General features: G+C 56.5%; 10 protein-coding genes. 2 read left to right on the top strand and 8 right to left on the bottom strand.

From position 1 onward, the window contains the following. Window positions 1–89: 89 nt before the first annotated feature. The 5 genes from VGC33_RS01330 to VGC33_RS01310 form a co-directional block, all read right to left on the bottom strand. Entirely contained in the window at window positions 90–1,265 is a 1,176-nt protein-coding gene (locus VGC33_RS01330; protein WP_331118240.1) for a hypothetical protein, read from the bottom strand. A gap of 277 nt (window positions 1,266–1,542) precedes the next feature. Further along, on the bottom strand, window positions 1,543–2,397 hold the full coding sequence (locus tag VGC33_RS01325) for a LysR family transcriptional regulator (RefSeq protein ID WP_331118238.1): 855 nt from the start codon (window positions 2,395–2,397) through the stop codon (window positions 1,543–1,545). Window positions 2,398–2,498: 101 nt separating this feature from the next. Then, window positions 2,499–3,215, bottom strand: coding sequence for a DUF554 domain-containing protein (locus VGC33_RS01320; protein WP_331118236.1), 717 nt, complete (start codon window positions 3,213–3,215; stop codon window positions 2,499–2,501). 33 nt (window positions 3,216–3,248) lie between these two features. After that, window positions 3,249–3,824, bottom strand: a complete 576-nt coding sequence (locus VGC33_RS01315) for a UbiX family flavin prenyltransferase (protein WP_331118234.1) — start codon at window positions 3,822–3,824, stop codon at window positions 3,249–3,251. Window positions 3,825–3,838: 14 nt separating this feature from the next. Beyond that, the gene (locus VGC33_RS01310) at window positions 3,839–5,335 is read right to left on the bottom strand and encodes a UbiD family decarboxylase (RefSeq protein WP_331118232.1); all 1,497 of its coding nucleotides are present in this window, start codon (window positions 5,333–5,335) and stop codon (window positions 3,839–3,841) included. Window positions 5,336–5,567: 232 nt separating this feature from the next. Here VGC33_RS01310 and yghX point away from each other — a divergent pair, with 232 nt between their 5' ends. Continuing rightward, window positions 5,568–6,455: a YghX family hydrolase gene (gene yghX, locus VGC33_RS01305; protein WP_331118230.1), complete on the top strand. Its 888-nt coding sequence runs from the start codon at window positions 5,568–5,570 to the stop codon at window positions 6,453–6,455. A 45-nt stretch (window positions 6,456–6,500) separates the two neighbouring features. On the opposite strand, the gene cycA is transcribed toward yghX, so the two are convergent. The 3 genes from cycA to VGC33_RS01290 form a co-directional block, all read right to left on the bottom strand. Next, entirely contained in the window at window positions 6,501–7,919 is a 1,419-nt protein-coding gene (gene cycA, locus VGC33_RS01300) for a D-serine/D-alanine/glycine transporter (protein ID WP_331118228.1), read from the bottom strand. Between the two features lie 150 nt (window positions 7,920–8,069). Beyond that, window positions 8,070–9,101 (bottom strand): AI-2E family transporter, encoded by a 1,032-nt coding sequence (locus VGC33_RS01295; RefSeq protein WP_331118225.1) that lies wholly within the window; start codon window positions 9,099–9,101, stop codon window positions 8,070–8,072. 87 nt (window positions 9,102–9,188) lie between these two features. Then, on the bottom strand, window positions 9,189–10,244 hold the full coding sequence (locus VGC33_RS01290) for an NAD(P)-dependent alcohol dehydrogenase (protein ID WP_331118223.1): 1,056 nt from the start codon (window positions 10,242–10,244) through the stop codon (window positions 9,189–9,191). A gap of 291 nt (window positions 10,245–10,535) precedes the next feature. On the opposite strand from VGC33_RS01290, the gene VGC33_RS01285 reads away from it, so the two are divergent. After that, window positions 10,536–11,894: an MFS transporter gene (locus tag VGC33_RS01285; RefSeq protein WP_331118221.1), complete on the top strand. Its 1,359-nt coding sequence runs from the start codon at window positions 10,536–10,538 to the stop codon at window positions 11,892–11,894. Window positions 11,895–12,243 lie beyond the last annotated feature (349 nt).

The raw sequence follows: 12,243 nt of genomic DNA, 5'->3' as shown, positions 1-12,243 counted from the left end.
TGCCTAAAATCTTCGCCATTAAGAACGCGTTTATAAAAATGGGTGGTGATAATAAATTCTTTAAACGCGTAGCCGGTTGCCATAAGGGACTAAACATAATCGTCATCCGTGTTAATCTGTTTGCCTATTGCGGCGGGCGTTAAATCTGTCGTCTCAGCTAAGGAAGACATTATATCGGTATTTATTGCAAAAGAGATAAGCTCACCATAGCCAAAGGAGTTTTTGGGTAAACCTAACGTTTTAGCAACATGATCAATGGATTCGCCCGTGAGCAGGCGTTCACTGCCTACATAGACCGCGGCTATCTTTCCAAGTGTTTCACCTTCATCACTATCTTTATTGATGCAAAATCGTTCAGCGAGGGTGGTCACACTGGTTCCGGCTTTGATTTCATCTATAATTATTTGCTTATCTACTTGATGAAGCTTCCCTTTAACATAATAGGTAAATGTATTAGCAAAGTGATTGGCCTCTTCTTCCATCGCATCAACACAACCGTTTGGAAGTATTGTTTCCCACATCGTATTAAGAATGTAATAACCCGAAATTCTCGTGCGCTCCTTTGTCCACTGATTTTTTTCGAGAGCGTTATCTGATGTGGACTGACCCAAGGTTATTTTTTTATACTCAGCACGATTTTTTTCTAATATACTCTGCTCTCGTTCTATTTTCTTAAATGTTTCCCAAGCCTTCTGTTTGTGTGAGTGTTCATCTTTTATAAATTTATCAAAATGGTTTGATTTGGCTGATTGATCATACCGATCGAACATGATGACTTCGGCCAAGTGATTTTTTGTTTTTTCCAGGAATATCGGGTAGGCTTTATCTTCCCGCATAATGCCCAAATCATGTGCGATTTTTTCATAATCCAGGCACGCTTTAGTAAGCTTGGCAAGCACATCGTTGATGCCAATCATTTGCAGGTCAAAATATTTTTTGCTGCCGCATTCGATATTGAAACGCTCGGCAATTACGGCACTGGTTTCGCCTCTTTGGAAAGCTTGCCGGATTTGCTCCCGTATGAACTTTATTTGTTCACCGAACTGATTCGATAAAACATCCTCCGCTGTGCGAGTTGAGTGGCCGGTTATGCCACATGATTTTCTCGCATATTGGGAATCGGTAATCCGTGATTGCGTTTTGACGTTGGGCGCTGCCGGAGTATTCATGGCGGCGGAAAGACGCATGACACCCGCATTACCTGGAACAGGGTTAACCTGGCTATCAGGGGCGGTAGCGTTTTGTGTTAAGGGATGTGGGAACATACTGATCTCCAGCTATGCGTTGTGTTGCAAAAAACAAATATCTTATTATTCTAAATCAGAGCAGTTAAATGGTTCATCAATGTTAGTATGCATGATGGTCAAAAACACCCCCGCAATGTTAGCCATTACAATAATGCGACAGCGGGACTGGCATAAACGCAATGGTATCGACGGTCAGCCGGCAACCGTCGAGTTGTAAAAGCAGCGATTTAAAGCGGGAGCTAATTTGTGATCGCCCGCGTCGGTCGGAAATACCCGCGCATATGGAAACTGGGAATCAGGGAATAAGTGAGTTTTGCGCGGTATTCAGCGTAACGATAGCCGGTTTGTATATTTGGATATCCTGTTCGAGATCAAAGGATAAATAATTCCCGTCCCGGCATTCGATATATTCCGAGTCGGGCATAAGCGCCACACCTGCCAGGCCGGCGCTAAGCATAGCGAGGATAAGCCTTGGCTCGGACACTTTCATCAGGATATTGACATTCTCAACAGCGGCGTAAAGTTTATTGAGTAATAATTCATAGGTTCCCTCGCCATCGAGGCGGTGATGTAATATCAGCGGCAGCTTGCCGATATCGTATAAGGAAACGCTTTTGCCGGTAAAACGGCCGGAAAACGCGCGCGATACCACGGCGATAATCCGCGCCGGCGCCAGTTCTCGCACATAAAAAGCGCTGGATGCGCCGGGGCTTTGCATCAGCGCGATATCCAGTGATTTTGCCGCCAATAACGTTTCCAGATGACTGGAATCCGATACCATAACATTAATATCCCAGTCAGGCTGACGTTGATAAAAATCCATCAGGGTTTGATTGAAATAGCGCAGATACAAATAGGACACGCCGATGTTGACCACTCTTTTTTGCCGGGTGGCGATAGTGATGGTGTGTTTTTTTAGCTGGTCGACTTGGCTTAGCACCGCGCAGGACTGCCGGTAAAGGAACTGACCCGCCTCGGTCAGCCGCATTTTTTTCGGGGTGCGGATAAACAGCGGCGAACCGATTTCCGCCTCCAGCTCGTGCAGCCTTTTGCCCAGCGGCGGTTGGGCGATATTCAGCAGTATGGCCGCCTTGCTGATCGATCCCTGCTCGGCGATAGCGCAAAAATACCGCAGCCTTTTCAGGTCCATTCTACTCTCCCGGTGCCCCCTGACGTGAGCACAGCATAACAGTAAATCCCGGTACCGATAAGATGGGCCGCGGTGTTTACGTCAGGGGGATTGCCTGGCGATCAGTGAATAAACAGGGTCCAGAAATGGGAAATGGGCAGCACCAGCACCAGCGCCGGTAAGAGATTTCCCACCGGGAACGATTTAATGCCGGCAATACGAAACCCGGTGGCCAGCATGATAAATCCGCCGGCGGCGGTAAAGTCGCCCATCATTTCAGGGGTGGTGTGCGGCATAATCAGCACGGCGGCCGAGGCGATGCACAGCTGGATAACTAACTGCGGCACGGCAATCAGGGCGACGGCGTAACCCAGCACGGTGGCGAAAATCGCCGCGGTGAATATATCCATGATGGATTTAACGAACAGGATATTGGCATCGTGGGTCATGCCTTCGGTCATGGCGCCGATAATACCGGTGCCGCTGGCGCAAAACAGCACCAGGATCGCCACGAATTTTTCGGTGAATACCGCCGGATCCAGCTTGCCGTCATCCGCTGAAAACCGATTAGCAATGCCCTTGGCGACATTACCCATCATGCCGATACGTCTTTCCAGATAAACCAGCTCGCCGATGGCCGCGCCCACGATAAGCGATAATATCACCACCGGCAGGCTGTGGATTTTGACAATAAGCGCGATACCCAGCCCCATGGAGGAGAGACCGAAGGTCAGCGGTAAGGCAATGCGCAGCCGCTCGGGGATTTTGTCGCCAAAAAATGCGCCGACAATACCGCCCGCCAATACGGCGCAGCCGTTGACGAATGGACCAATTAACATCAATTATTCCTTAGAATGAAGACTATTTCCGCATCAGCCGCGCGGGCTTTCGCCCCAGCGTTTAAGATTGCCGACGTCCAGACCGAATAAATCCAGCGCGCGGGCGGCGCTGTGACGGACGATATCGTCCACGCTTTGCGGGTCCTGGTAAAAGGCGGGAACGGGGGGGAATATTATCCCGCCCATTTCCGTTACCGATTGCATGTTTTTCAGATGGGTAAGATGCAGGGGTGTTTCCCTGACCATCAGCACCAGCCTGCGCCGCTCTTTTAAAATTACATCGGCGGCCCGGGTCAAAAGATTGCCGGCCAGCCCATGGGCAATCGCGGCGAGACTGTTCATTGAACAGGGCGCGATTATCATGCCGAGCGTTGTAAACGAGCCGCTGGATATCGCGGCGCCCAGATTGGTCACGCTGTGCACCTCATCCGCCAGTTTCACCACCTCCTGGCGCTCATAGGTCGTTTCGAGCGCCCTGGTGGCTTCCGCTCCTTTGCTGATGACCAGATGCACTTCAATATCCTGTTCATGTAGCAGCTCCAGCACTTTCATGCCGTACTGGAACCCGGAAGCCCCGCTGATGCCTACGATAATGCGCCGCTTACTCATCTTAACAACTCGGTTTATTTAAAATCAGGCAGAAATTTCCGCACGTCGACTTTTTTGAATTTGGAACGGACAAAGTGCGCTTTCAGATGAAAGGGTACCGTGCAGTCAAAAATGGTTTTACAGGATACGCCCTGCTGCGAAATGCTCGGGCTGTATTCCGGCACCTGCGACGGGTCCAGGGGGTGGCAACGCACGCCGGGGATAAAGACGGTATCGACGTCGCCCTGGTAGCGGGTCTGCATCGCCCACAGGATATCGTCGGTATCAAAGATATCGACATCCTCGTCAACCAGGATGACGTGTTTCAGCTCGGAAAACGCGGCGAAGGCCAGCAGCGCCGCCTGCCGTTGCCGGCCTTCGTCGACCGGCGAGGCTTTTTTGCATTGCAGCACCGCCAGCAGCTTGCCGCCGCCGGAGGTGTGGGCATGTACGTTCAGCACCCGCCCCGGCATGGCCCGTTCAATCATATCCAGGATACTGGCCTCGGTGGGAATGCCCGCCATGCTGACATGCTCGCCGCTGGGACCGAGGGTGGTTTGCAGGATCGGGTGTTTTCTGTAGGTGACCGCCTTGACCTTGATAACCGGCAGCGCCGCCTTGGCTTCACCGGTATAACCGGGGAATTCGGGCATGGCTTTACCGGTATGGGTATTCTGGTCTTCACGCACGCGTACGTTGGGCAACAGTTCGCCTTCGATAACAATTTCGGCGTGCGCGATGGCGCGCTCGTCGATGGTCAGGCAATTCACCAGCTCGACGGCTTTGCCGCGCAGCGCGCCGGCGATACTGAGTTCGTTAAAGCCAAGCGGGGTGGTGGGCGGCTCGAAGCAGGCGGCGATTTCGATGGCGGGATCGACGCCGATGCTGATGGAAATCGGCAGCGCCTGTCCCAGCCGTTCGGCTTTTTCACGGAAGGCGTCGATATGCCGGCCCGGCGTCAGCCACATGGACAGTTCATCGCGGCTTTGAATGCAAAGACGATGGATGGTGATATCGGATTGTTTGGTTTCCGGGTCGGAGGCGTAGCATAAGCCCATGGTGAAATACGGGCCGGCATCCTCTTCGGTATTGGTCGGCGCCGGCAATAATGTCCGCAGGTCAAACGCCGGATCCGAGGCGAGATGGACCACTTCCTGGCATACCGCCTTTTCCTTGCCGACCACGACCGGCGCTATGGCGTTGGCCACCGATTCCTTTAACAGGAAACCCAATCTTTCCGGTGCGCAGTTAAGCAGATGGCCCACGCGTTCGCGGGTAGACATCAGGCCGGTCACCACGCGCACGCCGGGGAATCCCTTGATGGTATTGAACATCATCGCCGGCCCTTTGCGCGTCGGGCGCTGGCAGGTGCCGCCCGCGCCGACGTAGCGATAGACGCCGGATAATTCAGCCTCGGGATCGACCTCGACATCGGTGCTGACGAATTCACCGGCAATAGATTCCAGCAGGGCGATGGCCGACCGGAGATCCTGTACGGGTTGCCGATCGGTGTTAGGGTTCTGTTCTGACATATTTCCTCCGAAAAGACGGTGATATAAATTCTGCGAAGAATATATCCCCGGCCACTTAATGGATAAAGTACCGTTTATATTCAGCCGGTAAACCTTTTTGGTTTAGGTGATTTCATGAAAAAACACGCCGCAGCGTATTTCCCGCTCACCCGCCATGACCGCGGAAACCCGTTCCGTTTGCGGTTGCGGATCTGCTAGATTAATTCGTGTCCAGGATGAAAGGAGCGACAACATGACCCGTCTTACCGCTAACGATTTTGATCCGCGGCTGCTTGAGCTTTATGACTATTACGTCCATGGCAAGATCACCAAGCGTCAATTCCTGGTCAAGGCGGCGCACTTCGCCGTCGGCGGTTTGACCGCCGCCGGCATACTTTCCTTGCTCAGCCCCAATTATGCCCTTGCCCAGCAGGTTGAATTTACCGACCCGGATATCGCCGCGGAATATATTACCTACCCGTCGCCGAACGGCCACGGCCAGGTGCGCGCTTACCGGGTGCGTCCCGCGGCGGCCAGGGGGCCGGTGGCGGGGGTGGTGGTGGTACATGAGAACCGGGGGCTTAATCCGTATATCGAGGACGTGGCCAGGCGCGTCGCCAAGGCCGGATTTGTGGCGCTGGCCCCGGATGGACTGAGCTCCGTCGGCGGCTACCCCGGCAACGATGACAAAGGGCGGGAACTGCAGCAGCAGGTGGATCCCGCCAAGCTGATGAATGATTTTTTTGCCGCCATCGAATACCTGATGGGGCATGGGCAGACCGGCGGCAAGGTGGGCATCACCGGCTTTTGCTACGGCGGTGGGGTGGCCAACGCGGCGGCGGTGGCCTACCCCGAGCTTGGCGCCGCCGTGTCGTTTTACGGCCGGCAGCCGCAGCCGCAGGACGTGCCGCGCATCAAGGCGCCGTTGCTGCTGCACTATGCCGGGCTCGATACCCCCATCACCTCGGGCTGGCCCGCGTATGAGACGGCGCTGAAAGCCGCCGGCAAGACCTATGAGGGCTATATCTATCCGGACGTGAACCATGGCTTCCATAACGATTCCACGCCGCGCTACGATAAGGCGGCGGCCGATCTCGCCTGGGAACGCACCATCTCCTGGTTCCGGCGTTATCTGGCGTAAACGGCGGGTATTACCACCGCCGCGCCCTTTTTCATCGCGCCAGCCCTATGGATGCAACATCTTGCGCCGGCGGGCCGTATTGCCGCCGCGCAGCCGCCAGCCAATGGCGAGAAGAATAAACCACAGCGGCGTGACGAGCAACGCCGCGCGGGTATCCGCGCGCAGCGTCAGCAACGCCAGCACAAACAGGAAAAAAGCCATGCAGACCCAGCACATCACCTTGCCCAGCGGCATTTTAAACCGCGACTGCCGGTGGCGTTGCGGATAGTGTTTCCGGTAGGCCAGGTAAGAACAAAGGATGATGGTCCAGACAAACATAAACAGGATGGCCGAGACCGTGGTCACCAGGGTAAATACCGTCATCACGTTGGGGATAAGATAAATCAGCGCCACGCCGATAACCAGGCACAGGCAGGAGAACAGCAGGCCGTTAATCGGCACGGCGCGCCCGGACAGCCTGGCGAATGCCCGGTGGGCCACGCCCTGTTCCGCCAGGCCGAACAGCATGCGGCTGGTGGAAAACATGCCGCTGTTGGCCGAGGAGGCGGCGGAGGTCAGTACCACGAAGTTCACCACGCTGGCGGCGGCGGGCAGGCCGGTGAGCATAAACATCGACACGAACGGGCTGCGATCCGCCGCCACGCTATCCCAGGGCGTTACCGTCATAATGGCGATCAGCGCCAGCACGTAAAACATAATCACCCGGATGGGTATGGCGTTGATGGCGCGCGGCAGTACGCTATGGGGATCGCGGGTCTCCGCCGCGGTGGTGCCGACCAGCTCAATGCCGACAAAGGCGAAAACCGCAATTTGGAAACCGGCGAAAAACCCGTCGAGGCCTTTGGGAAACAGGCCGCCGTGCCGCCAGAGATTGGCGATGGACGCGGTACCGCCGCCGGGCGAGGGATAGTGCAGCGCCGCAAGCCAGGCGCCGGCGGCGATCAGGGCGACAATCGCTATAATCTTGACCAGCGCGAACCAGAACTCCAGCTCGCCGAACAGCTTTACGCTTGCGATATTCAGGGTAAAGAACACGCCCACGCACAGCAGGGCGCTCATCCACACGGAAAACCCGGGAAACCACAGCTGAAAATAGGCGCTGATGGCCACCACGTCGGCAATGCCGGTGACCACCCAGCAAAACCAGTAGGTCCAGCCGGTAAAAAAGCCCGCCCAGGGGCCGAGCAGATCGGCGGCAAAGTCGCTGAAAGACTTGTACTCCAGATTGGAGAGCAGCAGTTCCCCCATCGCGCGCATGACAAAAAACAGCATAAAGCCGATGATCAGGTAGACAAAAACGATCGATGGCCCGGCCAGGCTGATGGTTTTCCCGGAGCCCATGAACAGGCCGGTGCCAATGGCGCCCCCGATGGCAATCAGCTGGATATGGCGGTTATTCAGGCTGCGCTGTAGCGTATCGGCCTGCGGCGCCGTTACCGGGGTCTGTGTAGAATGTTCAGCCATAAGGACTTATTCCTGTCGGTAGTTTGGAGTCGGCTCTGCCGGCCGATAGCGGTGCGGTTAACGCGTCGTGGAGCGGGGCATAAGATAAAGTAATAATGAGGCGGGGGGGTAATGATTTTTTATCGCGGCGCCGGCCGCGCCGCGTCCGGCTCAGTGCTTCGCGCCCATCATAAAGGCCAGTTTCCGGCCACCGCGGGTCTGTTCCAGCGCCAGCTTGAGCGACAGCGTCAGCGGCACCGCCAGCAGCACGCCGGTCATGCCCAGCAGCCCGTCCCATACCACCAGGGAGATGATGACGGTGCTGGTGGTCATATCCAGCTTACGGCCGATGATATACGGCTCCAGTATGCATCCCAGCAGCAGGTTAAGCGCCAGGAACACCAGCAGCACCGCCGCTCCCGTTCCGGCGCCGTTAAAAATAAACGCCTGGATGACCGGCGGTATCGCGGCGAGCACCGATCCTATCACCGGGATAAAATTCAGCAGGCAGGCCAGTGTTCCCCAGATAAAGGCGAATTTTACCTGCAATGCCAGCAGGGCGCCCCAGATAATCAGGCCGCTGACCAGGCTGACCAGCGTTTTCAACGCCAGGTAATGACCGACGAAGCCGATGCCCTGCCGCATGGCCGCCATGCCGGGCGAGGAGACGTGCAGCAGGCGCTGGCTCTTTGCTATCAGCGCGGGTACTTCGATGAGCATAAACAGCACCATCAGAAACACCACCAATACCGACGACAGAATGTCCGAAATCCGCCCGACGAAACGGGTGGCCATGCGCAGCAGCTGGCCCGGATCAAAATAGGTCATCACCTCGTCCGGGGTAAGCGTAACCCCGGCGCGCGCCAGCGGGGCCAGCCCGGCGGACAGGGGGCCGGACAGCATGCCGCGCATCTGGCCGCTCATTTGGGTGAGCTCAGGCAGCGCGTCCATGATGTTAAGCAGCGTAAACAGCAGCGCCAGCAGCAGGCCGCCGCTCAGCAGCGCCACGCCCGCCAGGCGCGGCAGGCCAAAACGCGTCATCAGGGCTATCAGCGGTTCCAGGACAATCGCCAGGAACAGTGCCAGCAACAGCAACACGATCACCGGGGCGGCAAGATGAATGCCGGCCAACACGATAACCACGCAGGCCAGCAGGCGAAAAACTTCATATAGGGTGACCTGTTGTTGATCTTTTATGTTCATGCCTGGTGCTCCCGGAATGCGCCAGCCCGGTCGCCTGACCGCCTTGCCGGAAAGCGGGGTCAGACGCCGGCGGTACGGCGCGGGTGGCTACGCCCGCAGCGAGGCCATGTCGATGACAAAACGGTATTTAACATCGCTTTTCAGCATGCGTTCATAGGCGGCGTTAATGTCCCGCATCTTGATCATTTCGATATCGGACGCTATACCGTGCTGCGCGCAGAAATCGAGCATTTCCTGGGTTTCCGCGATGCCGCCGATGCATGAACCGGCGACCGAACGCCGTCCTAGGATAAGCGACAGGGTATTGAGCATGGGATTGATATCACCCAGGAAGCCGACAAACACCAGGGTGCCGTCCAGGTTGAGGGTCGGTACATAGGGATTGATATCATGTACGTAGGGCACGGTATCGATGATCAAATCATACTGGTTTTTCACTGCCGCCACCTGCGCGTCATCCGTCGACAGCACGATATGATGCGCGCCGAGGCGACGGGCGTCGGCCTCTTTATTCGCCGAACGGGTAAACAGGGTGACGTCGGCGCCCAGGGCGTTGGCCAGCTTCAGCGCCATATGGCCCAGGCCGCCGAGGCCTATCACCGCCACTTTACTGCCTTGGCCGATTTTCCAGCGGCGCAGCGGGGACCAGGTGGTGATGCCCGCGCACAGCAGCGGCGCAGCGGCTTGCAGATCGATGCCGGCCGGCATCCGCAGCACAAAATCCTGCGACGCCACGATGGTATTGGAATAGCCGCCATAGGTCGGCAGGCCATCGTGGCGGTCAACGCCATTGTAGGTCTGCACATTGCCTTCTTCACAGTATTGCTCCAGCCCATGCCGGCAGGGTGAACACTGGCGGCATGAATCCACCATACAGCCTATGCCCGCAAAATCGCCCGGCTTGAATTTCGTCACGTCCTTGCCGACGGACGTCACACGGCCCACCACTTCATGACCGGGGACCACGGGATAGGCGCTGATCCCCCAATCGTTGCGCGCCTGATGCAAATCGGAATGACAGACGCCGCAATAAAGCACTTCCAGCACGACATCATCGGGCCGCGGGTCGCGGCGGGTGAATTCCAGCGGGGCGAGAGGGGATTGTGCCGATCGGGCGGCGTAACCTAGGACATTGAGAGTCATGTTGTTTCTCCTGTGACATGAATAAATGACTGTAGGCGCGGCACGGCCTGAGCGCCAGATAAAAGCGGTTGCCGCCGGCTCATCATGTGTCAGGGCTATGTAAAATAAATGTGATGGAGATCGGTAAACCGACAAAAAATACTTGTATGGTAGTAAGCATCTGCATATCTTTTCACCACATTGTTTAGCGCCGTTCGTTGCGCGTCGCTGAGTGCATGTATAACGGAGATATATTTTCTCTGTACCTGACACTGTACCTGTCCCTATAGACAATTTGCAGAGAATAACTATATGAGTATAGAAACAGCGGTAAAACGTCATCAGCCGGTCAGAAGCACCGCTGATCTCGTCAAGGTTTCCTTATCCGGTTGGCTGGGCACCGCCCTGGAGTTTATGGATTTTCAACTGTATTCGCTGGGCGCGGCATTAGTCTTTCACGAGGTATTTTTTCCGGAACAATCCGCGGCCATGGCCTTGATCCTGGCCATGGGCACCTACGGCGCGGGGTATATTGCGCGTATCATCGGGGCGTTTATCTTCGGCCGGATGGGCGATACCATCGGGCGTAAAAAAGTGCTGTTTATCACCATCGCCATGATGGGCATCTGTACCACGTTGATCGGGGTGTTGCCGACCTACGCGCAAATCGGCATTTTCGCGCCGTTGCTGCTTATCATATTACGTATTATCCAGGGGCTGGGCGCGGGCGCCGAGATCTCGGGCGCCGGCACCATGCTGGCGGAATATGCGCCCAAGGGCAAGCGGGGGCTTATCTCCTCCCTGGTCGCCATGGGGACCAACTGCGGCACCCTGTCGGCCACGGCGATTTGGGCGGTGATGTTTTTTGTGCTGGATAAAGAACAGTTGGTGGCCTGGGGCTGGCGTATTCCCTTCCTGTCCAGCATCGTGGTGATGATTTTCGCCATTTGGCTGCGGCTGAACCTGAAGGAAAGCCCGGTTTTTGAAGAAGTGAAGGACAGCGGCGAAGGCAAGGTCGCGGTGACCGACGCGGTGCTTGATACCCATTCCCTGTCGGCCATGTTCAGCAGCAAGGCGTTCTGGCTGGCGACCGGGCTGCGTTTTGGCCAGGCGGGGAATTCAGGGCTTATCCAGACATTCCTGGCCGGCTATCTGGTGCAGACGCTGCTGTTTGAAAAGAAGATCCCCACCGACGCGCTGATGATAAGTTCGGTGATTGGATTTATGAGCATCCCCCTGCTGGGTTGGCTGTCCGATAAAATCGGCCGGCGAGTGCCGTACATCCTGTTGAATATCTCGGCCATTGTCCTGGCCTACCCCATGCTGTCGATGATTGTCGACAAAAGCAACGACGTCGGCACCATTATGGCCTGCATTATCATTATCCATAATTTCGCCGTGCTGGGGCTATTCGCCCTGGAAAATATCACCATGGCGGAGATGTTTGGCTCGCGCAACAGGTTTACGCGCATGGCGATTTCCAAAGAGCTGGGCGGATTGGTCGCCGTTGGCTTTGGACCGGTGCTGGCCGGTATTTTCTGCAGCATGACCGGGTCGTGGTGGCCGATTACCGCGATGATCGTGGTTTATTCCTGTATTGGGTTGTTCTCCGCCTTATTGATGCCAGAGGTGAGGGATCGCGAGCTGAGCACGCTGGAGGATGCGGCGTAAAGTGTTTGTGTAACGCGCCCGATGCGATGCTTCGGGTGCGTTTGCTTTGCAGCCGATGGTAGGGGGGAGGGTGCCCTGGCGGCGGCTTGGCTGGTGGCGGGGGGGAATGGTGCCCTGGCGGCGGCTTGACTGGTGGTGGGGGGTATATCGCCCCCGGCGATGGTTTCGCTTGCCATGCGTTGGGTGTTTATAGGGATTGCCGGGTGCAGGCAAGCGACCAGAAGGGGCGCACGCGCGCCCCTTCTGGACTTCCCCGCGTCCGGCAGGTCGTGCGCCGCTGCGCGGTCCCCGGCAGCGCGCATCCCGGCTGTTGGACCGCACGGGACGCGCTCCCGGCGCGCCCTTAGCT

This window comes from Acerihabitans sp., from assembly GCF_036398755.1.
Lineage (GTDB): Bacteria > Pseudomonadota > Gammaproteobacteria > Enterobacterales > Enterobacteriaceae > Acerihabitans.
Note: the sequence above shows the minus strand (reverse complement) of the source record. Positions and strands in the feature narration are given on the sequence as shown.

What these genes read in the sequence shown, in the direction of transcription:
- VGC33_RS01310 (WP_331118232.1), bottom strand. Translation starts at nt 5,335, where the DNA reads ATGTCAGAACAGAACCCTAACACCGATCGGCAACCCGTACAGGATCTC.
- VGC33_RS01330 (WP_331118240.1), bottom strand. Translation starts at nt 1,265, where the DNA reads ATGTTCCCACATCCCTTAACACAAAACGCTACCGCCCCTGATAGCCAG.
- VGC33_RS01285 (WP_331118221.1), top strand. Translation starts at nt 10,536, where the DNA reads ATGAGTATAGAAACAGCGGTAAAACGTCATCAGCCGGTCAGAAGCACC.
- cycA (WP_331118228.1), bottom strand. Translation starts at nt 7,919, where the DNA reads ATGGCTGAACATTCTACACAGACCCCGGTAACGGCGCCGCAGGCCGAT.
- VGC33_RS01320 (WP_331118236.1), bottom strand. Translation starts at nt 3,215, where the DNA reads ATGTTAATTGGTCCATTCGTCAACGGCTGCGCCGTATTGGCGGGCGGT.
- yghX (WP_331118230.1), top strand. Translation starts at nt 5,568, where the DNA reads ATGACCCGTCTTACCGCTAACGATTTTGATCCGCGGCTGCTTGAGCTT.
- VGC33_RS01290 (WP_331118223.1), bottom strand. Translation starts at nt 10,244, where the DNA reads ATGACTCTCAATGTCCTAGGTTACGCCGCCCGATCGGCACAATCCCCT.
- VGC33_RS01315 (WP_331118234.1), bottom strand. Translation starts at nt 3,824, where the DNA reads ATGAGTAAGCGGCGCATTATCGTAGGCATCAGCGGGGCTTCCGGGTTC.
- VGC33_RS01295 (WP_331118225.1), bottom strand. Translation starts at nt 9,101, where the DNA reads ATGAACATAAAAGATCAACAACAGGTCACCCTATATGAAGTTTTTCGC.
- VGC33_RS01325 (WP_331118238.1), bottom strand. Translation starts at nt 2,397, where the DNA reads ATGGACCTGAAAAGGCTGCGGTATTTTTGCGCTATCGCCGAGCAGGGA.